Raw genomic sequence first — 23711 nt, 5'->3', positions numbered from 1 at the left:
CATGCAGCCCCCCACCGCGGCGCACGACGCCGCGACAACAATCAGACGATTCCGAGGAACGACGATGCTGCTTGCTCAAATCAGCGATCTCCACATCAAGCGTCCGGGCCAGCTCGCGTACCGGCGCGTCGACACCGCGGCCGCGCTCGCGCGCTGCATCGCAAGACTGAACGCGCTCGAGCCGCGCCCCGACGCCGTGCTCGTCACGGGCGACCTGACCGACTTCGGCCACGATGAAGAGTACGGCCACCTGCGCGGGCTGCTCGCGACCCTCGAGATCCCGTACTACCTGATGATCGGCAATCACGACGACCGCGCCGGGCTGCGCCGCGCGTTCGCCGATCGCGCCGAGCTGCAGGAGGGCGAATTCGTGCAGTACGCGCTCGACGTCGGCGCGGTGCGCGTGCTGGCGCTCGATTCACAGGTTCCCGGCGCCAGCCATGGCGACCTGTGCGACGCACGGCTCGCGTGGCTCGCCGCGCAGCTCGACGCCGCGCGCGACCGGCCCGTGATCGTCGCGCTGCATCACCCGCCGTTCGTGGCGGGAATCGGCCACATGGACAAGCTGCGCCTCGCGCCCGCCGCCTCCGCCAAACTCGACGCGCTGCTGCGCGGCCATCCGAACGTCGAGCGCGTGCTGTGCGGCCACGTGCACCGCACGATGTTCACGCGCTTCGGCGGCACGATCGCAGCCGCGGTGCCGTCGCCCGCGCATCAGGTCGCATTCGACCTGCGGACCGATGCGCCGTCCGCCTTCCGGCTCGAACCGCCGGCGTTCGCGGTCCATCGCTACGCGCCCGATACGGGGATGACGTCGCATCACGTGTATGTCGACGAAGGGGCCGGACCTTATCCGTTTTACGAACCGACGGGCGAGCTGGTCGACTGACAGGTTGAAGCACGCACGATGACGGGTGGCGGCCGGCCGGTTACGCCGGTTTGGCCGATTTGCCCCCCGTCCGGCAGGATTCACGTCGCTCCGGTATGATCGGCAGCCTTGAGCGGCGCCCTGCCCGCCTGCGCACCCGACGCGTGCGCCGCGCGCCGCGCCGCCCCACTTCCGTCCGCGCCGCCATGTCCACCGCCTCCACCGACCGTCCGACCGACGCCGCCTCGCCCCACTATTCGCGCAGCCTGCTGTTGCTGCTCGCGACGATCGCGGGCGTGTCCGTCGCGAACATCTACTACAACCAGCCGCTGCTCGACAGCTTCCGCTCGGCGTTTCCCGACGGCGCTTCGTGGATCGGCGCCGTGCCGACCGCGACGCAGCTCGGCTATGCGGCCGGCATGTTCCTGCTCGCGCCGCTCGGCGACCGCTTCGACCGCCGCGGGCTGATCCTGATGCAGATCGCCGGCCTGTCGGTCGCGCTGATCGTCGCGGCCACCGCGCCGTCGCTGGCCGTGCTCGCCGTCGCGAGCCTCGCGATCGGCGTACTCGCGACCATCGCGCAACAGGCCGTGCCGTTCGCCGCCGAGATCGCTCCGCCGGCCGAACGCGGGCATGCGGTCGGCACCGTGATGAGCGGCCTGCTGCTCGGCATCCTGCTCGCGCGGACGGCTGCCGGCTTCGTCGCCGAGTATTTCGGCTGGCGCGCGGTGTTCGCCGCGTCGGTCGCGGCGCTCGTCGCGCTGGCCGCCGTGATCGTGCTGCGACTGCCGCGCAGCACGCCGACGTCGACGCTGTCGTACGGCAAGCTGCTCGGCTCGATGTGGCATCTGGCGGTCGAGTTGCGCGGGCTGCGCGAGGCATCGCTGACGGGCGCCGCGCTGTTCGCGGCATTCAGCGCGTTCTGGCCCGTGCTCACGCTGCTGCTCGCCGGCGCGCCGTTCCATCTCGGCCCGCAGGCAGCCGGCCTGTTCGGGATCGTCGGTGCGGCAGGCGCGCTCGCGGCGCCGTACGCGGGCCGCTTCGCGGACACGCGCGGCCCGCGCGCGATCATCTCGCTCGCGATCGCGCTGCTCGCGCTGTCGTTCGTGATCTTCGCGCTGTCGGGCACGAGCCTCGTCGGGCTCGTGATCGGCGTCGTCGTGCTGGACGTCGGCGTGCAGGCCGCGCAGATCTCGAACCAGTCGCGCATCTATGCGCTGAAGCCCGAGGCACGCAGCCGCGTCAACACCGTGTACATGGTGTGCTATTTCATCGGCGGCGCACTCGGCTCGTCGGCCGGCGTCGCCGCATGGCACGCGTTCGGCTGGATCGGCATGTGCGCAACCGGGCTGGTGTTCACCGCGCTCGGGGGCTGGTTCCACCATCGCGGCGGCCGGCGCGGCTGAGCGCGACCGGCCACGGCGGCGTCACGCGTCGGCGCGGGGCGCTGCCGGTTCGGCGGCCGGCGGCGTGGCGAACGCCGGCGCCGGGTCGACCACCGCGGCAGGATCCATCACGGCAGCCGGAGCCGGCACGGCCATCGGAACGGCGGAAGGCGCCAGGATCGGCGCCGCATCCGGGATCTCGATCTGCTCGGGCGCCGATACAGCCTCCGCCGTCGACGCGGCTGCCGCGGCCGCCGAACCGGCGGCTGCCGCGCGTGCCGCGGGCCGGCGCGCCGGATCGAACACGAACGACAGCCCGACGCTACCCAGGATCGCGACGGTCGCGACCACGGTCGCCATCGTCACCGGCTCGCCAAGCAGCAGCGCACCGAGCGCAACCGCGACGATCGGGTTCACGTACATGCAGCTGCTCGCGATGATCGGGCTCGTGTGGCGGATCAGGTAGCCGTACGCGACGTACGCGGCCATCGTGCAGAACACCATCAGGTACAGGAACGCGAACACCGGCCCCGCCATCACGTGCTCGATGCGTTCGCCGATCAGCCAGGCAACGAGCGTCGAGATCATGCCGCCGAGGCCGATCTGCAGCGACGTGGACAGAAACAGGTCGGACGGCAGCTTGAGCCGCGTCGCGAGATGCGCGCCGCCGGCCCAGAACAATGCGCCGGCCAGCACGCAGATCGTGCCGAGCGCCGAATTCTGCGCGGCCGCGCCGCCCGAGTTCAGCACGACGATGCCGACCATCCCGAGCGCGACGGCGCCCCACTCGCCTTTCGTGACCGGCCGCCCGGCGACCGCCGCGATCACGGTCGCGAACAGCGGCACCGTGGCCACCATCACCGCGGCGGAGCCGCTGCTGACAGAGCTGATCCCGAGCGCGATCGTGCCGGACGACAGCGCGACGAGCATCGTGCCGACGATCCCTGCATTGCGGATTTCGAGCAGCGTCGGCCATTCGGGCTTGCGCCGCAGCGCGAAGATGAACAGGCCGATCCCGCCGAGCAGGTTGCGCAGCCCCGACAGCAGCAGCGGCGGGAACGACTGCAGCGCGAAATGCAGGCCGCTGTAGGTCGAACCCCAGACGAAATAGATGAAGACGAGCGCCAGCGCCACGCGGCCGCCGCGGCTTTGCGGCAGGCGGATCCGGAACGAGAAGCGGGCGAGGAAGTCGAGCAGACGGTCGAGCGGCGTCATTGCGCGGCCTGCCCGCACGTCACGCCGCGTGCTCCGCTGAAAGACGCCGGCGATGCCGGCAAACGGCCCTGGCGGGACCGGGAAGGCAGAGCGAACGTGCGGAACGACATGGCAGTGCGAACGGCGACGAAAGGGAACCGGCAAGCGGCGGCAGAGGGACAAAAAAAACGCGCGCAACCGTTTCGGCTGCGCACGCTCGGCATTATGGCATCACGGATTCGAAAGCAACGTCGGACCTGTCTGAAAGCATCGGGAATGACGCATCCGCACGACAGTTCCTCCTGCGGCGATGCCCGCCGCGCCCGCCGCACGCCGGGCGCACCGCCTCGTTCGTGCGCCGGATTCGGCGCAGGCCGTCATGCGTGCTCGAACGGTTCGTTGCGTCTCAAGTTAACAATCGACGCTGCCGTTTACCTTCTTATAACCCTGATCGCGGCATGGATTTGTCAGACATATCGGTTCGCGCCTGGCGCTCGGGGATGGCTGGTTTCTCGTTTCGACATGGGTGACGGTGGATGAGCAAGCTGACAGGCACAATCAAATTCAAGATCGCGCTCGCATTCGGCGCGTGCTTTCTCGTGATGGTCGCGATCGGGCTGACGGGTGTCCGCGGACTCGCGAAGCTGAGCACGGACATGGACGCGATGTACGCGCTCGGCACCATTCCGGTCGAGGACCTGGCGACGACGCACAGCGCGTCGCTGCAGATGCGCGTGACGCTCGACAGTCTCGCCGGGCAGACGAACCCGAGCGACGCGAAGCGCGCCGTCGAGCGCGTGCGCGAATCCGACAAGAAGCTGACCGCCGCGTGGAACGACTACTACCCGGCCAAGGTGACCGCGGACGACGAGCGCAAGGTCGCCGACCAGATCGCGAGCCAGCTCGCCGCGTTCCGTTCGCTCGCCGACGCGGCGCTCGCCGCGGCCGAGGCCGGCAACGCCGAGGCCGTCGGTACGACGCTCGACAAGCTGCGCCCGGTCGGCAACGCCCTGAGCGACAGCGTCGATTCGGACATCGCGATCAACGTGGCGCAGGTGAAGGACGCCGCCACGCAAGGCAGCGATACGTTCCACCTGCTGCAGTGGGTGTCGTTCGGCGTGCTTGCCATCGGCGTGGCGGTGGCGATCGGCGCGTGGTTCTATTTGCAGCGCGCGATCACGCAGCCGCTCGAAATCGCGATGACGGCTGCCCGGCGCATCGCGGACGGACGGCTTGAAAACCGGCTCGAGACCCGCTCGACGGACGAATTCGGCCGCCTGCTGAGCGCGCTGCGCCAGATGGACACGCAGCTCGCCGGCATCGTGCGCGGCATCAAGACGTCGAGCGAATCGATCCTGGTCGCGTCGAAACAGATCGCGGCGGGCAACATGGATTTGTCGTCGCGCACCGAGGAACAGGCCGCGTCGCTCGAGCAGACCGCGGCGAGCATGGACGAACTGACCGCGACGGTCAAACAGAACGCGGAGAACGCGCTCCAGGCGACAACGCTCGCGACGAACGCATCGCAGATCGCGGACAGGGGCGGTGAAGCGGTCGGGCAGATGCTCGCGACGATGACGGAGATCAGCACCAGCTCGACGAAGATCGCCGACATCACCGGCCTGATCGAGAGCATCGCGTTCCAGACCAACATCCTCGCGCTGAACGCGGCCGTCGAGGCGGCCCGCGCCGGCGAACAGGGACGCGGCTTTGCCGTCGTCGCCGGCGAGGTGCGCAGCCTCGCACAGCGCGCGTCGAGCGCCGCGAAGGAGATCAAGGACCTGATCCAGCGCTCGGCGACGACCGTCCGGGAGGGGTCGACGCAGGCCGAAGCAGTCGGCCGCACGATGAGCGAGATTCAGCAGGCGATCCGCCGCGTCTCGGACATCAACGCGGAGATTGCCGCCGCATCCGACGAGCAGAGCCGCGGCATCGAACAGGTCAACGTGGCTGTCGGCCAGATGGACGAAGTCACGCAGCAGAACGCGGCGCTCGTCGAAGAAGCGTCCGCGGCGGCGCAGTCGCTCGAGCAGCAGGCCGCGGAGCAGAAGCGCGCGATCTCCGTGTTCAGGCTGTCCGGTGAAACGGGTGAAGCCGGCGCCGCCGGCGCGATCCCGGCGGCGGCCTCCGCCGCCGCGCACCGGCCGCAGCGCCCCGCCCCGCGCCGCGCCGCAGCCCAGCCGGCGCTGGCGGCGGCAGGCGCGTCCGGGCCGGCCGACTGGGAGACGTTCTGACGCGCGGGCGCAGCGCCGCCTACGACCCGCCGAACCAGTTGTACCCCTGGTCGACCCAGTAGCCGCCCGGAAACGTATCGGTCACGAAGATCTCCATGATGTGCTTCGGGTTCTTGTAACCGAGCTTGGTCGGCATCCTGAGCTTCATCGGGAAGCCGAATTCCGGCGGCAGCCGCTGGCCGTCGTAGTCGAACGCGAGCAGCGTCTGCGGATGCAGCGCGGTCGGCATGTCGATGCTCTCGTAGTAATCGTCCGCGCATTTGAAGCCGACGTACTTCGCGTGCGTATCGGCACCGGCGCGTGCGAGAAACGCGCCGAACGGCGTGCCGCCCCAGCGGCCGATTGCGCTCCACCCTTCCACGCAGATGTGCCGCGTGATCTGTTCCGCGTGCGGCAGCGCATACAGTTCGTCGAGCGTCCACACGCGCTTGCCCGTCACGCGGCCGGACAGCACGAGTCGATACGTCGACGCATCGACGTGCGGCACGTCGTCGATCCCGTAGTACGCGTTGAACGGGAACGGTCGCGTGATGTCGGCTTCGGTGTAGGTCGGCGCGAGCCGCTCGCCATTGAACAGCCACGCCTGCACGCGGTCGTTCATGCGCGACACCTTCTCGAGGAACGTGTTGACCGACGCATCGTCCTGCAGCGTGCAGCCGGTCAGCATCGTCAGGCCGCCGAGCGTCAGCACGCGCCGGTTGAACAGCCGCCGCGACGGCATCTCGAGCTCGCGGCGCACGTCGAGTTCGAGCGACTTCCGGTCGAGCGTCCAGCGCGAACCGTCGCGCTTGTATTCGGATTCAGACATGATGATTTCCTTCGCCCGACGTTGACGGGTCAGCGCCCGCGCAACATCGCGAGCAGCGAGCGCGGCACCAGCAGCGCCATCGCGACGTGAACGACAACGAATGCGACGAGCAGCGACATCGCCCAGAAGTGCACGACACGCGCGTTGTCATAGCCGCCGAACAATTCGCGCAGCAGCGGGAATTGCACGGATTTCCAGATCGTGAGCCCCGACAGCACCAGCACGACGAGATCGACGATCGCGGTCAGGTAGGCGGCACGCTGCACCGCGTTGTAGACGCTCAGGTCGGCGTGCGACAGCCGCCCGCCGAGCGCGGCACGGATGTCGCGCCAGATCGACGCCGGCGTGACGGGCAGCATCTTGCGCGCGAGGCGCCCCGTCGCGATCGACATCGCGAGGTAGAACAGCCCGTTGCCGACCAGCAGCCACATCGCCGCGAAATGCCATTGCAGCGCGCCGCCGAGCCAGCCGCCCAGCGTGATGCCATGCGGAAACACGAACGGCGGATAGATCGGCGACGCGTCGTAGATGCGCCAGCCGGACAGCACCATCAGGATCGCCGCGAGCGCGTTGAGCCAGTGGCTCGCGCGCACCCACAGCGGATGGATCGGGCGCGCGGGCGGCGTGGCGGCCGCACGGCCGGTGGCAGGAACGGTTTGCATGATGAAGTCTCCCGGAATGGGTCGACGAAGCGCAATGCGGGCGGCCGCCGTGCGACGCACGCGCCGGCCGCGCCGCGCCTGCCTACGTCAGTTCGACGGCGCCATCTTGTCGCCCGACGGCTTGCCCATCTCGTCGTGCGACATCGCGTCCTTCTTCATCGCGTCTTTCTTCATCGCATGCTTCTTCATGCCGTCCTTCTTCATCGCGTCATGGCCCATTGCATCCTTGGCCATCGCGTCGTGGCCCATCGCGTCCTTCGACATCGACGAGCCGGGCTGCGACATCGCATCGTTCTGGGCATACGCGCCCGTGGCGATCGTGGCGAAAGCGGCGACGCAAGCGGCAATCAGTACTTTTTTCATGACATCTCTCCACAACATGGGTTTAAGGAGCCGAATAGACGGACGACGTCGCGGGAAATGACAGCCGCTGCGAAAATTTTTTTTGAAGTTGTGCGAAAGCGCGTCATGTTGCACCGCTTCACCACTGCCGGCCGAGCCGCAGGGCCATACGGCGGCGACGCGCGCTGCCATTTCGACGGGCCATCGCACCCGCCCGCCATGCTGCGGCCGCGCCAGGGCAGCCGATCCTCTCCCGGTTGAAACCGCCGCCAAGCCAGTGTATCGTGTGCGCTGCTAACGCGGGGGTCCTGCAATGCGCCCGGTCAAACAACCGGCATTGCGGGTGAGAAATACCCTTTGAACCTGATCTGGATAATGCCAGCGCAGGGAAGCGTACGGATTTCACCGCCATCCTTCTGACGAAATCCGCCGCCTCACCAAGCCTCGTCTCCTGCTTAGCTCGAGCCCCACATACTTCAAGGGCTCCGGGCAAGCGCCGAAGCGCCTGTCCGGCGCTCGCACAGGAGATTGCATGAACGCCAATCCGAAGTTTCTGTCCGCCGACGCTCACGTCGATGCCGCGGCCGTCGCCCCGCTGCCGAATTCCCGCAAGGTTTATGTAACCGGCTCGCAGCCCGACATCCGCGTGCCGATGCGTGAAATCACGCAGGCCGACACGCCGACCGGCTTCGGCGGCGAAAAGAATCCGCCGATCTACGTGTACGACACGTCCGGCCCCTACACCGATCCGGACGCGAAGATCGACATCCGCGCGGGCCTCGCCGCGCTGCGCCAGGGCTGGATCGAGGCACGCGGCGACACCGAAGTGCTCGGCGGCCTGTCGAGCCGGTACGGCCTCGAGCGCGCGGCCGACCCGGCCACCGCCGACCTGCGGTTCCCCGGCCTGCACCGCAACCCGCGCCGCGCACAGGCCGGCAAGAACGTCACGCAGATGCACTATGCGCGCCAGGGCATCATCACGCCGGAAATGGAATTCATCGCGATCCGCGAGAACCAGCGCCGCGCCGAGTACCTCGAGAGCCTGAAGGCAAGCGGCCCGAACGGCGCGAAGCTCGCCGCGATGATGGGCCGCCAGCACCCGGGCCAGGCGTTCGGCGCGGCGGCGTTCGGCGCGAACGCGCCGGCCGAGATCACGCCGGAATTCGTGCGCTCGGAAGTGGCGTGCGGCCGCGCGATCATCCCCGCGAACATCAACCACCCGGAATCCGAGCCGATGATCATCGGCCGCAACTTCCTCGTGAAGATCAACGCGAACATCGGCAACTCGGCCGTCACGTCGTCGATCGGCGAGGAAGTCGACAAGATGACGTGGGCGATCCGCTGGGGCGGCGACACGGTGATGGACCTGTCGACCGGCAAGCACATCCACGAAACGCGCGAGTGGATCATCCGCAACAGCCCGGTGCCGATCGGCACGGTGCCGATCTACCAGGCGCTGGAAAAGGTCAACGGCAAGGCCGAGGACCTCACCTGGGAAATCTTCCGCGACACGCTGATCGAACAGGCCGAGCAAGGCGTCGACTACTTCACGATCCACGCGGGCGTGCGCCTGCAGTACGTGCCGCTCACCGCGAACCGGATGACCGGCATCGTGTCGCGCGGCGGCTCGATCATGGCGAAGTGGTGCCTCGCGCATCACAAGGAAAGCTTCCTGTACGAACACTTCGAAGAGATCTGCGAGATCATGAAGGCGTACGACGTGAGCTTCTCGCTCGGTGACGGCCTGCGCCCCGGCTCGATCTACGACGCGAACGACGAAGCGCAGCTCGGCGAGCTGAAGACGCTCGGCGAACTCACGCAGATCGCATGGAAGCACGACGTGCAGGTGATGATCGAAGGCCCCGGCCACGTGCCGATGCAGTTGATCAAGGAGAACATGGATCTCCAGCTCGACTGGTGCAAGGAGGCGCCGTTCTACACGCTCGGGCCGCTGACCACCGACATCGCACCGGGCTACGACCACATCACGTCGGGCATCGGCGCCGCGATGATCGGCTGGTTCGGCACCGCGATGCTGTGCTACGTGACGCCGAAGGAGCATCTCGGCCTGCCGAACAAGGACGACGTGAAGGAAGGCATCATCACGTACAAGCTCGCCGCGCACGCGGCCGACCTGGCCAAGGGCCACCCGGGCGCGCAGGTGCGCGACAACGCGCTGTCGAAGGCGCGCTTCGAGTTCCGCTGGGAAGACCAGTTCAACATCGGTCTCGATCCGGACAAGGCGCGCGAATTCCACGACGAAACGCTGCCGAAGGATTCCGCGAAAGTCGCCCACTTCTGCTCGATGTGCGGCCCGCACTTCTGCTCGATGAAGATCACGCAGGACGTGCGCGAATTCGCGGCGCAGCAGGGCGTGTCGGAATCCGAAGCGCTGAAGAAGGGGATGGAAGTGAAGGCGGTCGAGTTCGTCAAGACCGGCGCCGAAATCTATCACCGTCAGTAACCGCCAGTAAGCGCATGCGCGATCCGGCGCTCCCCGCCGGATCGCCTCGCCATGCACGAAGCCCGCTTTCGAGCGGGCTTTTTTGCGCATGTTGCGTGCCTGCCGGCGCACGGGAAAACCACCGGAAACAATTCATTACGAAACCGCGCGAGCCTTAACAAGTCCTTACAGCAGCGCCGGGGGACGGCGCGTAGATTGGGTTCATGCGCGGCCGCCGGTCGGTCGCGTGTCCTCCGTTCACAACCGCAAGGACAACGATCATGAATTCGATACGGCGTATTGGGGTATGCGCGCTGCTCGTCGCGACCGTGGCCAGCCTGTCGGCCTGTGACTCGATGACGAGCCGCCAGCGCGACACGGCAATCGGTGCGGGTGTCGGCGGCGTCGCTGGCGCGGCGATCGGCGGCAGCGCGCTGTCGACGCTGGGCGGCGCAGCGGCCGGCGGCATCATCGGCAACCAGGTCGGCAAGTAAGCGGCGCAGCGCGCCGCGACGGTCAGCCAGACGGCGTTTTCGCGGTGCGGAAGCGCCGTTTTCGCATGCGGCGCCGCAACGTAACGGGCCGCCAGCCGGGCCGCCCGCGCGGAAATGATCCGTTACCGTTTTGCACACCGTGTCATCGGCGCGCGGCCTAAGCTTAAGCATCTGCCGATTGCCGGCTCCGCCGGAGAGACATCATGAACAGGACCCTCGTCGCCGCGGCGCTCGCCTGCGTGACGCTCGCCGGCTGCTACTATCCGTACGGCTATTATCCCGGCGGCTATTACACGGCCGCACCGGTGCAGCCGGCCCCCGTCTACGTCGATCCGGGCCCCGCCTATTACTATCCCGCGCCTGCCTATGCACCCGCCTGGGGCGGCTATTGGGGACCGGCGCTCTCGCTCGATTTCGGCTTCGGCGGACGCGGCGGCTGGCGCCATCACTGACCGGGCACGACCGCCGGCCGGCGGCCGCCCCGCGCCGGCCGCCGACGACACGCCCATTTCTTACCGTTTCTTGCCGTTTCATCGAAACGTGAAACGACGGCGTGGTAGCGGGGTGTAAGATTCTCCGCATCCCATCCCTGCCCTTCACGATCGATGTCCCCCAAGAACGCCCTTCTGCTGACCGTGCTCGCTGCCCTGTGGGGTGCGTCGTTCCTGTTTATCCGGATCGGCGTCGTCGATCTCGGCGTCGCGCCCCTTATGGCATTACGGGTAGGCATCGGCGCACTGTTTCTCGCGGGCTTCGCGCTCACCCGCTTCAAACCTGCCGATCTCGGCGCCCGGCTGCGCCGTCATGCGTGGCCGCTGTTCGTCGTCGGCGCGCTGAACTCAGGCATTCCGTTCTGCCTGTTCGCATTCGCCGAACTGACGCTGTCGGCCGGCGTGACATCGGTGATCAACGCGACGACGCCGCTCTGGGGCGCGCTCGTGGCCTACCTGTGGCTGAAGGACAAGCTGTCGCGGCCGCGCGCGCTCGGCCTCGTCATCGGTTTCGCCGGCGTGCTCACGCTCGTGTGGAACCAGATCGCGAATGCGCACGGCGAAACGGGCGCCGCGGCGACCGCGCTCGCCGCCGCAGCAGCCCTCGGCGCGACGCTGCTGTACGGCATCGCGGCCAATTACACGAAGCGCAAGTTGACCGGCGTCGATCCGCTCGTCAACGCGACCGGCAGCATGATCGGCTCGACCCTCCTGCTGCTGCCGTTCGCGATCGCCACCTGGCCGGCCGCGCCGGTCAGCGCGCACGCGTGGGGCTCGGTGCTCGCCCTCGGTGTCGCCTGCACCGGCATCGCGTATTTCATCTATTTCTACCTGATCGCGCACATCGGCCCCGCCCGCGCGATCACCGTGACGTTCGTGATCCCCGTGTTCGGCCTGCTGTGGGGCGCGCTGTTCCTCGGCGAACACGTGACTGCCGTGATGATCGAAGGCTGCGCGATCGTGCTCGTCGGCACCGCGCTCGCGACCGGCGCGATCAAGCGGATTCCCGGGATCCGGCCGCGCAGCGGCGAAGCGACCTGACGCTTCATTCGGGCGCACGCGCCGTCCCGCCATCGGCCGGGCCGTGATGCCTGACGGCCGGGCGGGCGCCAACTGTCCGCCGCCGCGCCGCGGATGGCGCTGCCGCGCGGCCGTCATTCCTCTGACGGCGACGTTCGCCCGCCACCGCGCCGGCCGCCGGGAGTTCCCGCTTCGCCGCGCACGCCATGGCATGCCACCGGATTGTCGTGTGCGGCGGCGGCCCGCTCCGCTTCGCGGCGCTCACGCGCGGCGCGCACGCGAGCGGCACGGGCCGCAGCTGCATTCCCGCGTGCGTGTGGAGTTTCCCTGATACGCGAGCGGCCCCGTTCCCGTTACACTTCGAACACTTACCCGCAGAAGGCGGTCTCGATGACCCACGTCCTTTCGCGTCCGCCGGTGCATGCGACTGCTTCAGCGTGGCGACGCGCTGCCGCTCCGCCACTCGCCCCCGGGCACCGTTGACATGAAGCCCGCCCGCGATCTCTCGCTCGACTCCCTGCTCGAACGCCTCACGCCGACGCCCGGCGGCTGGATCGCCACCTATCGCACCACGGCATTGCGCAGCGTGTTCCAGCCCGTGCTGTCGATCACGCACAAGCGGGTCGTCGGTTACGAGGCGCTGCTGCGCGTCGTCGATGCGAACGGCGCGCTGATCTCGCCCGCTGCACTGTTCGACAAGACGCGCGGCGACGCCGATGCGCTGTTGCTCGACCGGCTCGCGCGCTGCCTGCACACGGCCAACTTCGTCGCGCAGGGCATCGGCGACGGCTGGCTGTTCCTGAACGTCACGCCGCGCGTGCTCGACTCGGGCCTCGTGCAGCGCGAATTCGTCGAGGCGCTGTGCCGGCATTTCTCGCTGCCGCCGAACCGCATCGTGCTGGAGGTCGTCGAACAGCCCTCGCGCGACGAAGCCGCGCTCGCCCGCACGATCGACATGATCCAGCATCGCGACTTCCTGATCGCGATCGACGATTTCGGCACGGGATTCTCGAATTTCGACCGCGTGTGGCGCGCGCGACCCGACATCGTCAAGCTCGATCGCTCGCTCGTCGAACGTTCGACCGGTTCGGCCGAAGATCGCCGCATCATGCATCACCTCGTGTCGATGCTGCATCAGGCCGGCGCGATGGTGCTCGCCGAGGGGGTCGAGAGCGACGACTCGCTGCAGGCGCTGATGGAAGCCGACATCGATTTCGTGCAGGGTTTCCAGTTCGGCCAGCCCGATGCATCGATCGCACACGCGAGCGCAGCAGCACCCGCGATGCTCGACGCCGCGTGGCAGCGCTTCATTGCCCGCCGGCACGCGCCGGTCATCGCCGAGCAGCCGGGCTTCGACGCGATCGAACGGCTCGTGCTGACCGGCGCGGCCGCGTTTTCCGCGAGCGGCAACCTGCAGGACGCCGCGCAGCGCGTGTTCGCGGTGCCGGCCGCGCGCCGCGTGTTCGTCACCGACGAAACCGGCGAGCAGTTCCTGCCGTCGATCGGCGCGCGCGCCGACGACGGCCAGGCGGGCGTCGCCCGCCTCGCCCCGCTGTTCCCGGAAACCCACAGCAACTGGTCGCGGCGCCCGTATTTCCAGCGCGCGATCGCCGCGCCCGGGCGCGTCGCGCTGATGGGCCCGCACTTCTCGCTGACGGAAGGTCGCGACTGCTATACGGCCGCCGTCGCGATCCGTGCGCAGAGCCGGCTCATCGTGTTCTGTGTCGACTTCGTGCTCGACAGCGCCGGGACCGTGATGCGCTAACCCGCGCGACGGCAGGCAAACGACGCTCGCGCCAGTTGTTCGCCCCCCGTCCATTCGTCAGTCGATCACCTTCCCTCTCCCCGACTTCACCACGCTGCGGCGCGACTTGTGCTCGAGCCGCCGCTCCTTCGACGCGCGCGTCGGCCGCGTGGCGACCCGTGCGCGCGGCGTGAACGCAACGCCGCTGATCAACGCATCGAGTCGCGCCAGCGCAGCCTCGCGATTCTTCTCCTGGGTGCGATATTCCTGCGACTTGATCACGACGATGCCGTCGCGCGTGATGCGCTGGTCGGACAGCGCGAGGAGCCGCTCCTTGATGGCGGGCGGCAACGACGACGCGCGGATATCGAAGCGCAGGTGGATCGCGCTCGACACCTTGTTCACGTTCTGCCCGCCCGCGCCCTGCGCGCGCACGGCCGTCCATTCGACTTCGGCTGGATCGAGCGTATAGCGGATCATCATCGCGAAGCCTCCATGCGGCGCCGCGCGAGCGCCTCGTCGACGCGCGCCGCGAGCCCCGAATCGCGCTGCGTGCGCGTTGCAACCGCCTGCGCCAGCACGCGCCGCGGCCCGATCACCTGGACGCGCGTGCGGGCACGCGTGACGGCCGTATAGACGAGTTCGCGCGTGAGCACGCGGCCGAACGACGCAGGCAGCACGAGCGCGGCTTCGTCGAATTCCGAACCCTGCGATTTGTGGACCGTCAGCGCGAACGCCGTTTCGTGCGGCGGCAGCGCGGCCGGCGACACCGCGCGCGCGGTGCCGTCCGCTCGCCTGAACCAGACGCGCAGCACGCCGTGCGCGTCGGGCAGCGCAATACCGATATCGCCGTTGAACAGCCCGAGCGCATAGTCGTTGCGCGTCACCATGATCGGCCGCCCCGTGAACCAGTGCGCGCCAACCGCGAGCGGCACGCGCGCCGCGTGGCGCACGTGCGCGGCCACGAGCGCATTGACGTGCTCCGCGCCGCGCAAGCCGCTGCGGGTCGCGCACAGAATCCGGAACCGGTTGAGCGCGTCGAACAGCGGCAGCGGATCGGGGACGGGCGCGGCCAGCGTGTCGCGCAACGCGTCGAGATACGCACCGAAGCGCCGCGCGAGCCGCTCGACCGTCGACGACGCGAGCGACTCGCCCGCATCGTCGTGGAACGACGCGGCGGCCGAATCGTCGGCGGGCAGCGCGTCGAGCGCGGCCTGCACGTCGCCGCTGCGGATCGCGAGCGACAGCCGCCCGATCGGCGAATCGAGACCGAAGCGGTAATTGCGTTCGAGCCAGACCACGCAGTCGGCGAGCGGTGCGGGTGCGGGTGCGGGTGCGGGTGCGGGTGCGGGTGCGGGTGCGGGTGCGGGTGCGGGTGCCGGTGCCGGTGCCGGTGCCGGTGCCGGTGCCGGTGCGAGCGTGGCAGACACGGCGGCGGGTTCGCCCGGCAGGATCGACGCAAGCGCCACGTCGCCTGCGTCGAACCGCGGCAGCTCGACGGCGTCGAGCCACGCGAGTTCGCCGGCCTCGATCCAAGCCGGTGCGTCGCCTGCCTCGTCGGCCTCACCGGCTTCGGTCAGCATCGGATCGGCGGTGGGCAGCTGCGCGACGCCGATCGTCGAAACTTCGCTATCCTGCGGTTCGTCGTCGAAGAGCGAAGCCTGTCGCTCATCGACGTGCCGTCGCGGTGCCGGTTTGCGCGTCGTGGCAGCAGCAGGCGCCAAGGCCCGAGCTGCGGCGGAAACGAGATGCGCAGTGGGAGCGGCTGCGGCTGCGGCCGCGACTTCGTCCTGCACCGGCAACGCCGCGACGAATGCCGCCTCGTCGATGCCGAGCGCCTGCGCGATGCGTGTGCGCGCGGCAGCGGTAAACGCCGGCCGCGAGCTCAACTCCGCGAACACGGCGCCCGCCTCGACCGCGGCCAGTTGGTCCTTGTCGCCGAGCAGCACGAGCCGCGCACCCGGCGCGAGCGCATCGAGCAGATGCGCGGCAAGCGCGACGTCGATCATCGACGCCTCGTCGACGACGATCAGGTCGTATGGCAGCGGATTGTCGCGATGATGCCGGAACCCGGCCGCCCCGCCGCCGCCCAGCAGCCGATGCAGCGTGTACGACGTGTCCGGCAGGCGCGCCGCGAGTTCGGGCGGCAGGTCGCCAGCCCGCGCATGCAGCGCTTCCTGCATCCGCTGCGCGGCCTTGCCGGTCGGCGCGGCCAGCGCGACGCGCAGCCGCGGATGCGCGTCGAGCAGACAGGCCAGCACGCCGACGACGGTCGTCGTCTTGCCCGTGCCCGGGCCGCCGCTGACGATCGTCACGCGGCCCGTCAGCGCGACGATCGCCGCGACGCGCTGCCAGTCGACTTCGCCGGTTGCCGGCCCGAAGTAACGCGCGAGGCTGTCGCGCAACCGGTCGGGCGCGAGACCTTCGTCCGGCGCGGCCACACCGGCCTGTGCGACGAGCGCATCGGCAAGCCGCCGCTCGTAGTCGAAATAGCGCGACAGGTACAGGTGGTCGTGGCGGTCGACGATCAGCGGCCGCTCGTCGCCGCGTGCGAGCGTGCCGAACGCGACCACGCCGCTCGCGGCAAGCGCCGCGCGGATTTCGTCGAGCGGCGCTTCATAGCGCTGCGCGAGCGCGCCGAGCGCAACGCACACGTGGCCGCCTGCGGTCGCACGACTCGTCGCGAACGCGGCGCGCGCCGCCCAGCGGGCGGCCGCAGCCGGCGCGCCGGCGCGGCGAGAGAGATCGCCGATACGGCGCGCGAAGCCTTCCGCAAGCGCAATGCCGAAATCGGCGGGTTCGGGCAGCCGCGCGACGAGGCCGCCGGTAAATTCGAGCGTGTCGTCCTGCGCATTCATGTTCATGCGCGGCCCCCTTCCATCATCCGGTCGAGTGCGTCGACGAGCGCGCGCTCGGGCCGCCGCGCATGCACACCGGCCGGCTCGCCGCCGCTGCGCCAGTCGGGCCGCACACCACGCACGAACAGGTACAGGTAGCCCGCGATATGCGTGTCGTAGTCGTAGTCGGGCAGCCGCCCGCGCAGGTAGCGATGCAGTGCGACCGTATAGAGCAGCGCCTGCAGGTGATACGCGTGATCGGCCATCGCGACGTCGAGCGCGCGCGGGCCGTAGGCGTCCGGCGTCGTGCCGAGATGGTTCGACTTCCAGTCGACGATCCAGAAGCGGCCGTCGTGTTCGACGATCATGTCGATGAAACCCTTGATGAAACCGGCGAGCATGCCCGCCTCCAGTGCAACGTCCGGGTAGCCGTGCGCGACCAGCAGGCGGCGCAGCGCCATCAGGTCGAGCGACGGCGCCGGGAACAGGAAACCCATTTCGTCGAGCCGCTTCGCCGGATCGAGGTCGGCGAGCCGCATGCCCGGCACGAGCTCGGTGCGCACGACATCGTCGACCAGTTGCACCATCATCGCCGGCAGGCGTGTCGCGAGTTCGGGGTCGGCTTCGACCGGCCGGTCGTGCAGCGCGCCGAGCGCGGCCCTGGGCCACGACTCGGGCTCCGTGAACCAGCTGAGCTCGAACAGGCGGTGCAGGCACTCGCCGGCCGCCGCGCCGCGCGGGAACATGAGGATGTCGTCGTCCGGCGGTTCGGGTGCGACCGTATCGACCCACAGCCACTCGCCGTCCGGCGCCACCGCGGCAAGCGCGTCGTGATCGGGCCGCAGTTCGTCGTCAGGCACCGCCGCGACGCCCGCCTCCTCGCGCGCCATCGACGCGGTCAGCGAACTGAAGCTCGCCATCCGCCACGCATCGCGCAGCATGCGCGTCGCATGGCGCGCCGCGAGCGTCTGCGACGCGTCGTGCCCGGCCGCGAGACGCTCGGGTCGCGCCGGCGCCGGCAGCGGCGCAACGCTCACGGGGCCACCCGCGAGCGCCTGCCACGCCGTATCGAGCGCGGCTTCGTCGGGCGGCTCGTCGAGCCATGCGTCGAACGACTGGCCTGCGCCGGCAACGAGCCAGTTGAGCACGCTGCGCCGCGCTTCGCGCGTCGAGCGCGACGACTGGTACGGGCCGGCGACGACGTAGCAGCGATAGACCGCGCGCGTAAGCGCCACGTAGACGAGCCGCGCGCGCTCCGCGGCCTGCTCGCGCAGCGCCTGCCGCGCCGCATGTGCGGCCGCCTCATCGTCGCATCCGTAATGCAGCACCGCGTCGCCCGCATCGTCGTGATATTCGCGCGCATCCGGCAGCGCCGACGCGGGCGGCTCACGCAACCCGCCGTCGTTCAGGAACGGACAGAACACGATCGCGTATTCGAGGCCTTTCGACTTGTGCACGGTGACGATCTGCACGAGGTTGCGGTCGGATTCGAGACGCAGCTGCGCTTCCTCGCCGCCGCCGCCGAGCCGTTGCGCGGCGAGCCAGCGCAGCGTCGGCGCGATGCCCGGTTGCGCGGACGCGCGCGCCTGCGTCAGTTCGGCCAGATGGTTGATGTCGGTCACGCGACGCTCGCCGTCCGCGCCAGCCATCAGGCGTTCGGCAACCCGTAGCTCGCGCGTGAACGTGCGCCACATCACCGCAAAGCCGCGTTCGCGCCACAACAGCCGATACCGCGAGAAGCGCTCGACCCAGTTCATCGCGTCGGCGCCATCCGCCGCCGATGCTTCACGTTGCGCGTCGCCGTCGCCCTGCTCCATCCGCCACAGCGCACCGGCATCGAGGCCGAACCAGTCGGATGCGAGCGCCGCACGCAAGCGCCGCAGGTCGCCCGGGGCATCGATCGCCGCCAGCACGCGCTCGAGCTGCTCGGCGTCGCCGGTCGAGAACACCGAGGCCTGCGCCAGTTCGACGCTGCCGATGCCCCACGTGGCCAGCACGCGCTTCACGAGACTGCCCTGCCGGTGCGTCTGCACGAGCACCGCGATATCGGCCGGCGACAGCGGCGTATCGCCGAGCCGCACGCGCCCTTCGCGCGCGCCGCGCATCAGCCGCGCGATCTCGGCGGCACAGGCCTGCGCGGCCTGCGCCTGCGCTTCACGCTTGAGCAACGTGCCTTCGCCGCCCGGCAACGTCCAGACCCGAAAATCGCCGGCCGGGCCCGGATCGGTCGCGTCGACGAACGGCGCACGCACGCGCGTGCCCGCGCGCACCGCGTAGTAATCGAGCCCGTCGAGCACGAACGCGCGCGGATTCGACATGAAGAAGCGGTTGCACGCATCGACGATCGCGGGCGTCGAACGCTGGTTGACCGCGAGTGTGTAGCACGCGCTCGCCCGTGCACGCGCAGCCAGATAGGTATGCAGATCGGCCGCGCGGAAGCTGTAGATCGCCTGCTTCGGATCGCCGACGAGAAACAGTGGCCCGCCCGGCGCGAAGATCCGGTCGAAGATCGCGAACTGCAGCGGGTCGGTATCCTGGAACTCGTCGATCAGCGCGGCCGGATAGCGCGCGCGCAGCGTCTGCGCGAGCCACGGATGCGCATGCAGCGCGTGGTACAGGTTCGCGAGCAGATCGTCGAACGAGACGACGCGCCGCGTGCGCTTGCGCTCGGCCAGCTCGCCCGGCGCCATGTCGAGCCATTCGGCGATCAGCGCGAGCCAGCGCGCGCGCTGCGCGGCCTCGGCCGCCGCCACGGCCGCTTCGAGCGCATCGGCCACGTCGAAGAACGCGTGTTCGGGCGTCGCGCCGCCTTTTTTCGTCGCCTTCACCAACGCAGTGCGCGTGAGCTTCAGCGCGGCCTTCGGCAGCGCGGCCGTCGCGTCGCCCTGCGCGAAATGCGCGGTCCATGCGGCAAGCGCATCGGCAACCGCTTCGGGTTTGTGCGAGCGCTGGTTGAGCGCGGGCTGCGCGGTGCGCAGCAACGCATCGATCGACTCGCACTCGGCCGCCCACATCCGCTCGGCCTCGGCGAAGCATGCGGCAGCAGCCGCCTCGGCCGATTCGTCCGGCTCGCTCACGCCGTCCCAGCGCAGCGCGGCAAGCGGTTTCTTCAGCCGGCGCGCAAGCTGGGCATCGAGCGCGGCCGGGCCCGCGCCCGATTCGACGAGCCAGATCGCAAAGCCCGGCCAGCGCGCGGCCGCCGGTTCGACGCGCGTGCGCCAGAAATCCGCTGCGAGTTCGAAGCGCAGCGCCGCGTCGTCGGCCTCCATGTCGAACGCGAACGGCATCGCCGCCGCGAATGGCGCTTCCTGCAACGCGCGCTGGCAGAACGCGTGAATCGTATGGATCGCGGCCTGGTCGAATGCGCGCAGCGCGCGCCGGATCCGCTTCGCAGCCGTCTCGGGATCGAGCGCGCCGCTTTCGCCGAGCGTGGTTTCGAGCAGGCGCGCGATGAACGGATCGCCGCCGTCGTCACCCGTGTCGAGCGCATGCGCAAGCTGCGCGAGCCGGCTGCGAATCCGCTCGTGCAGCTCGGCAGTCGCCGCTTTCGTGAAGGTCACGACGAGGATTTCATCCGCACCGAGATCCTTTTCCAGCAACAGGCGCACATAGAGTGCGCAGATGTTCCAGGTCTTGCCGGTGCCGGCCGATGCCTCGATCTGGTTGACGCCGTCGAGCGGGCACGCGAACACGTCGAGTTCGACCGCCTGTTGCGGCTGCGACCCGGCACTCATGCGACCTCCTTCAGATGCTCGACGAGCGGATCGAACACGAGCCGCGCGAGTGTGCCGAACGGCTCGTCGAGCGATGCATGCGCACCGCGCCACGCGATCGCGATGGCCGGATCGTCGGCCTCGCTCACGACCCGTTCGTTGATCCAGACGCTCGCGGCCTTCGCCTCGCCGTCGGACACCCTCGCCCACGCGCTGCGCGGGAAAAACCGCAACGGCATGCGCCGCCCCGCGCGAAACAACGCGGCCAGCGGCGCGAGCCGCTCGAGCGGCGCCGCGACGGGCGTCAGCTCGAATGCGCCGCCGCTACCGAACCACAGCGTGCGGCGCGGGCCGCCAGGATCCACCGCGCAGTAGACGAGATGCGCGAGCCACGCTGACAGGTAGTCGCGCGCACTCGGCCGCGCGTAGCGGTAGATGATCTGCCCGGCCGGCGTCAGCCGGTTCAGCGTGCCGTGCAGTTCGAGCGGCGCGCTCACCGCGTCGCCCGACAGCAGCGCGTCGTCGGCGCCGAACAGCGCCTGTTCCGTGTCGGGCCAGACGGGCATGACGGTGAGCGAGAACGGCCGCCGCTCCATCCCGTCGGCCAGTGCGCGGCGCACGTTCGACGCGAGCTGCGTCATCGAACCAAGCGCCTGATCGCGCCACACGGCGCCCGTCGCGCCGCCCGGCAGCTCGGGGCTCGCGTCCGCAATGCGCAGCGCGTGATCGTGCGCGCCGCCCTCGTCCGACTCGATCAGCAGCGGCAGCACGCGCTCGGCGAGCGCATCGCTGCCGGCGAAGTCGAGCGCGAATGGCTCGGTGTCGAGCAGTTCGGCCTGTGCGTCGGCAAGCACGATGCCGAGCCGCGCGCGCAGCAGCGCACGCGCGGGATGCCGCCAGAAGCGTTCGAATTCGCTGAATGCGACCGGCTCGACCGGCTCGGCCGGCAGCGGCTGCGCGAAGAACGGCAGCTCGCGCGGCCCGTCGCGCGACGCCTCGGCGGCCAGCAGCGTCGCGAGCGTCGCGCGCTCGGCATCGTAGGAAACGAGTTCGCTGCCGGGCTGGAAATACGCGGCCGCGAACGGTTGCAGCGGATGCTCGATGACGAATGCGCGCCGCGCGGCCTCGACCGCGTCCGGCGGCGCGTCGGGCCCGGCCGAGACGAGCGCGAGATGGTCGAGCAGCTCGTCGACGAGTGCCGCGGGCGGCAGCGGCGCGTTGTCGCGAATGCTGCGGCCCGTGTACGCAATCATCAATCGGTCGCGCGCGGCGAGCAGCAGGTCGAGAAACAGGTTGCGCTCGTCGTCGCGGCGCTGGCGGTCACCGAGCTTCGGCAACACGGCCATCAGGTCGAATTCGTCCGCGCGCGCAAGACTCGGCAGCACGCCGTCGTCCATCCCGAGCAGGCAGACGACGCGATACGGCAGGCCGCGCAGGCTCGTCAGCGACGAGAACGTGACGCCGCCCCACGGCACGCCGCCGCGCGCCGGATCGTCGAGCGCGGCGGCCAGCCCCGCCCGGACGACGGCTGCCGGCAGCGCTTCGTCGGGCGCGCCCTCCGTCATCGCGGCCAGCATCGCGTCGAGCGCGTCGCGCACGCCCGCGAGCGCGTCCGCATACGCTGCGCCCGAATCGAAGAAACGCGCGAGCGTATCGGCGAACAGCTCGCTCCAGCCTTGCGGCGTATGCGATTCGGCCAGCCGCCGCGCGAAGCCGTCGAGATCGTCGGTGAAGCGCGCGAGCCGGCCGAGCAGTTCGGCCTCGCTGCCGGTGGCCGCCTCGATCGGCAGCCACGCGCCGACCGGCGCCGCGCCCTCCGGCATCGCATAACCGAGAAAGAGCCGCGCGAGCGCATCGGAAAACGTATGGCGCGGCGCCGCCACGGCCGCGTCGTCGCTCGCGCGCGGCGACAGCCCGCGCCGCGCGCCGGCGGCCGCGAGCCAGGTCTGCACCGTCTCCAGCGCCGCCGCATCGATGCCGTAGCGCGCCGCCACCGCGTCGACGCGCAGCCATTCGACCAGTTCGGGCGCACCGACCTGCCGCTCCGGCAACGCGAGCCAGTCGAGCAGCACGCGCGCGACCGGGTTCGCCTGCGACGGCGGCAGGCCGGTGATCCGGTAAGGCACATGCGCACCGCCGGTGCCAGCCGTGCCGAACACGGCGTCGATCAGCGGCCCGGCCGCCGCGAGATCGGCCACCGCGACGAGCACGTCGGACGGCTGCAGGCTCGCATCGGCGTCGAACCACGCGAGCAGCCGGTCGTGCAGCACCTCGAGCTGGCGCGCGAGGCTGTGGCACACGTGCACCTCGATCCCGCGCTCGGCCGGCGTGCCGCCGGTTTCGGCCTCCGGCTGCAATTCGAGGATCGCGTTCTGCACGCGCGCGAGCCACGTCGGCTCGGGATTCTCGATGAACCGCGACGCGTCGCCCGCCGCGGCGCTTTCAGTCAGTTCGTGCAGCATGTGCAGTTGCGCCTGGGTCTGCCTGCCCCATTCGGCGAGCAGCGGATGGCCGACTTCCTGGTAGTCGAGCCGCCCGGCCGCATCGAGCGCCTCGGCATGCGCGGCGGTCACGATGTCGAACCAGAACTCGCGACACGGGTTCAGCGCATAGACGCGCACGTCGATCCAGCGCGACAGCTCGCGCAGCAACGCGACATGCAGCGGCGGCATCGTGGGCAGCGCGAACACGGCGACCGATTCCGGCCAGTCCGCACGCGCAATGGTTTCAGGATCGAGATGGCGCGCCTCGACGAGGAAACGGTGCGCCGGCGGCGTGCCGCTGTCGCTCAGCTCGGCGAGCAGCGCGCGCCACAGCGCGGCCTGCCAGCGCTCGTCGTCGCGCGCGGCGTCGCTGATCCCGCGCGGCGCGGCGTCGCCCGCGAGCACGGACTCGCCGGCCTGCCATGCGGCCAGCCATTCGGGGCGATAGGTCAGGTAATGATCGAGCACGGCCGCGACGCGGTGTGCAAGCTCGTAGCGCATCGCATCGTCGGATGCGGACAGATACGCGGCCAGCCGCGGCGACGCGAGCCACGGCGCCCCGCCGGACGCCTGCGCGAACAGCCGGTAGCAGCGCCACACGAGGCGGTCGGGCGCGAACGGCGAGCGCTTGGGCACCGCCATCACGCGGCCGATCTGCGCCCACAGCCATTGCGCGAGATACGTGAACTCGACGTTCGCGCACACGCCGTTGCGCGCGGCGATGTCGAGCTCGAGACGGCGGCGCAGCGCCGCGCTCGGCACGATGACCTGCTGCGGCGCCCACGGGCCGTTGCGGGCCGGGAACGCGGCCAGATCCTCGAGCAGCGCGTCGGCCAGCGTTTCGTGACGATTCGAATAGAACAGATGGAGCATGAGGCGGGGCGTCGGATTCTCGCGCCGGCCGGACCGGGCGAACAGGTTCCCGAAGGATAGCAAATGGTCCGCCGCCGCGAGCATCGGCCGGACGGCCAGGTTTTGCGGACCGCGAAATAC

16 protein-coding genes and 1 riboswitch are annotated in these 23711 nt (G+C 69.8%); of the genes, 8 read left to right on the top strand and 8 right to left on the bottom strand.

The features are described 5' to 3' along the window. Positions 1 to 64 precede the first annotated feature (64 nt). A complete protein-coding gene (locus HWX36_RS09285; RefSeq protein ID WP_175951809.1) occupies positions 65 to 889 on the top strand; it encodes a phosphodiesterase in 825 nt (274 codons plus the stop codon). Positions 890 to 1074: 185 nt separating this feature from the next. Next, positions 1075 to 2274 (top strand): MFS transporter, encoded by a 1200-nt coding sequence (locus HWX36_RS09280; protein WP_175951808.1) that lies wholly within the window; start codon positions 1075 to 1077, stop codon positions 2272 to 2274. Positions 2275 to 2295: 21 nt separating this feature from the next. On the opposite strand, the gene HWX36_RS09275 is transcribed toward HWX36_RS09280, so the two are convergent. Further along, positions 2296 to 3468, bottom strand: a complete 1173-nt coding sequence (locus HWX36_RS09275; protein WP_175951807.1) for an EamA family transporter — start codon at positions 3466 to 3468, stop codon at positions 2296 to 2298. Between the two features lie 515 nt (positions 3469 to 3983). Between HWX36_RS09275 and HWX36_RS37605 the strand changes: the two genes are divergently transcribed. Then, positions 3984 to 5681: a methyl-accepting chemotaxis protein gene (locus tag HWX36_RS37605; protein WP_175951806.1), complete on the top strand. Its 1698-nt coding sequence runs from the start codon at positions 3984 to 3986 to the stop codon at positions 5679 to 5681. A gap of 19 nt (positions 5682 to 5700) precedes the next feature. On the opposite strand, the gene HWX36_RS09265 is transcribed toward HWX36_RS37605, so the two are convergent. The 3 genes from HWX36_RS09265 to HWX36_RS09255 form a co-directional block, all read right to left on the bottom strand. Next, positions 5701 to 6489, bottom strand: coding sequence for a molybdopterin-dependent oxidoreductase (locus tag HWX36_RS09265; protein WP_175951805.1), 789 nt, complete (start codon positions 6487 to 6489; stop codon positions 5701 to 5703). 29 nt (positions 6490 to 6518) lie between these two features. Continuing rightward, complete coding sequence (locus HWX36_RS09260) at positions 6519 to 7151, bottom strand: cytochrome b/b6 domain-containing protein (protein WP_175951804.1); 633 nt, start codon at positions 7149 to 7151, stop codon at positions 6519 to 6521. An 87-nt stretch (positions 7152 to 7238) separates the two neighbouring features. Further along, positions 7239 to 7514 carry a pentapeptide MXKDX repeat protein gene (locus tag HWX36_RS09255; RefSeq protein ID WP_011351498.1) on the bottom strand — a complete coding sequence of 92 codons (276 nt, stop codon included), beginning with the start codon at positions 7512 to 7514 and terminating at the stop codon, positions 7239 to 7241. A gap of 270 nt (positions 7515 to 7784) precedes the next feature. After that, positions 7785 to 7901, top strand: a riboswitch (TPP riboswitch). A 124-nt stretch (positions 7902 to 8025) separates the two neighbouring features. Here HWX36_RS09255 and thiC point away from each other — a divergent pair. The 5 genes from thiC (at position 8026) to HWX36_RS09230 (ending at position 13706) form a co-directional block, all read left to right on the top strand. Beyond that, positions 8026 to 9957 (top strand): phosphomethylpyrimidine synthase ThiC, encoded by a 1932-nt coding sequence (gene thiC / locus HWX36_RS09250; protein WP_175951803.1) that lies wholly within the window; start codon positions 8026 to 8028, stop codon positions 9955 to 9957. A gap of 260 nt (positions 9958 to 10217) precedes the next feature. Beyond that, on the top strand, positions 10218 to 10430 hold the full coding sequence (locus HWX36_RS09245; protein WP_175951802.1) for a glycine zipper 2TM domain-containing protein: 213 nt from the start codon (positions 10218 to 10220) through the stop codon (positions 10428 to 10430). Positions 10431 to 10633: 203 nt separating this feature from the next. Next, positions 10634 to 10882 carry a hypothetical protein gene (locus tag HWX36_RS09240; protein ID WP_175951801.1) on the top strand — a complete coding sequence of 83 codons (249 nt, stop codon included), beginning with the start codon at positions 10634 to 10636 and terminating at the stop codon, positions 10880 to 10882. Between the two features lie 153 nt (positions 10883 to 11035). Continuing rightward, a complete protein-coding gene (locus tag HWX36_RS09235; protein ID WP_175951800.1) occupies positions 11036 to 11962 on the top strand; it encodes a DMT family transporter in 927 nt (308 codons plus the stop codon). Positions 11963 to 12425: 463 nt separating this feature from the next. Next, entirely contained in the window at positions 12426 to 13706 is a 1281-nt protein-coding gene (locus tag HWX36_RS09230; RefSeq protein ID WP_175951799.1) for an EAL domain-containing protein, read from the top strand. Between the two features lie 57 nt (positions 13707 to 13763). Here the strand turns inward: HWX36_RS09230 and arfB are convergent, their stop codons facing one another. The 4 genes from arfB to recC are packed head-to-tail and all read right to left on the bottom strand — an operon-like array spanning position 13764 to position 23591. Then, a complete protein-coding gene (gene arfB / locus HWX36_RS09225) occupies positions 13764 to 14168 on the bottom strand; it encodes an alternative ribosome rescue aminoacyl-tRNA hydrolase ArfB (RefSeq protein WP_175951798.1) in 405 nt (134 codons plus the stop codon). Continuing rightward, a complete protein-coding gene (locus tag HWX36_RS09220) occupies positions 14165 to 16543 on the bottom strand; it encodes an AAA family ATPase (RefSeq protein ID WP_175951835.1) in 2379 nt (792 codons plus the stop codon). The genes arfB and HWX36_RS09220 overlap by 4 nt, the downstream gene beginning before the upstream one ends. 2 nt (positions 16544 to 16545) lie before the next feature. Further along, positions 16546 to 20256 carry an exodeoxyribonuclease V subunit beta gene (gene recB, locus HWX36_RS09215; protein WP_175951797.1) on the bottom strand — a complete coding sequence of 1237 codons (3711 nt, stop codon included), beginning with the start codon at positions 20254 to 20256 and terminating at the stop codon, positions 16546 to 16548. Further along, the gene (gene recC / locus HWX36_RS09210) at positions 20253 to 23591 is read right to left on the bottom strand and encodes an exodeoxyribonuclease V subunit gamma (RefSeq protein WP_175951796.1); all 3339 of its coding nucleotides are present in this window, start codon (positions 23589 to 23591) and stop codon (positions 20253 to 20255) included. Before recC ends, recB begins: the two co-directional genes overlap by 4 nt. Positions 23592 to 23711 lie beyond the last annotated feature (120 nt).

It is taken from the genome of Burkholderia sp. BCC0405, from assembly GCF_902833075.1.
Classification (GTDB): Bacteria; Pseudomonadota; Gammaproteobacteria; order Burkholderiales; family Burkholderiaceae; genus Burkholderia.
The sequence above is the reverse complement of the archived record's forward strand: the minus strand, read 5'-3'. Positions and strand labels throughout refer to the sequence as shown.

What these genes read in the sequence shown, in the direction of transcription:
- HWX36_RS09285 (WP_175951809.1), top strand. Translation starts at nt 65, where the DNA reads ATGCTGCTTGCTCAAATCAGCGATCTCCACATCAAGCGTCCGGGCCAG.
- HWX36_RS09280 (WP_175951808.1), top strand. Translation starts at nt 1,075, where the DNA reads ATGTCCACCGCCTCCACCGACCGTCCGACCGACGCCGCCTCGCCCCAC.
- HWX36_RS09275 (WP_175951807.1), bottom strand. Translation starts at nt 3,468, where the DNA reads ATGACGCCGCTCGACCGTCTGCTCGACTTCCTCGCCCGCTTCTCGTTC.
- HWX36_RS37605 (WP_175951806.1), top strand. Translation starts at nt 3,984, where the DNA reads ATGAGCAAGCTGACAGGCACAATCAAATTCAAGATCGCGCTCGCATTC.
- HWX36_RS09265 (WP_175951805.1), bottom strand. Translation starts at nt 6,489, where the DNA reads ATGTCTGAATCCGAATACAAGCGCGACGGTTCGCGCTGGACGCTCGAC.
- HWX36_RS09260 (WP_175951804.1), bottom strand. Translation starts at nt 7,151, where the DNA reads ATGCAAACCGTTCCTGCCACCGGCCGTGCGGCCGCCACGCCGCCCGCG.
- HWX36_RS09255 (WP_011351498.1), bottom strand. Translation starts at nt 7,514, where the DNA reads ATGAAAAAAGTACTGATTGCCGCTTGCGTCGCCGCTTTCGCCACGATC.
- thiC (WP_175951803.1), top strand. Translation starts at nt 8,026, where the DNA reads ATGAACGCCAATCCGAAGTTTCTGTCCGCCGACGCTCACGTCGATGCC.
- HWX36_RS09245 (WP_175951802.1), top strand. Translation starts at nt 10,218, where the DNA reads ATGAATTCGATACGGCGTATTGGGGTATGCGCGCTGCTCGTCGCGACC.
- HWX36_RS09240 (WP_175951801.1), top strand. Translation starts at nt 10,634, where the DNA reads ATGAACAGGACCCTCGTCGCCGCGGCGCTCGCCTGCGTGACGCTCGCC.
- HWX36_RS09235 (WP_175951800.1), top strand. Translation starts at nt 11,036, where the DNA reads ATGTCCCCCAAGAACGCCCTTCTGCTGACCGTGCTCGCTGCCCTGTGG.
- HWX36_RS09230 (WP_175951799.1), top strand. Translation starts at nt 12,426, where the DNA reads ATGAAGCCCGCCCGCGATCTCTCGCTCGACTCCCTGCTCGAACGCCTC.
- arfB (WP_175951798.1), bottom strand. Translation starts at nt 14,168, where the DNA reads ATGATGATCCGCTATACGCTCGATCCAGCCGAAGTCGAATGGACGGCC.
- HWX36_RS09220 (WP_175951835.1), bottom strand. Translation starts at nt 16,543, where the DNA reads ATGAATGCGCAGGACGACACGCTCGAATTTACCGGCGGCCTCGTCGCG.
- recB (WP_175951797.1), bottom strand. Translation starts at nt 20,256, where the DNA reads ATGAGTGCCGGGTCGCAGCCGCAACAGGCGGTCGAACTCGACGTGTTC.
- recC (WP_175951796.1), bottom strand. Translation starts at nt 23,591, where the DNA reads ATGCTCCATCTGTTCTATTCGAATCGTCACGAAACGCTGGCCGACGCG.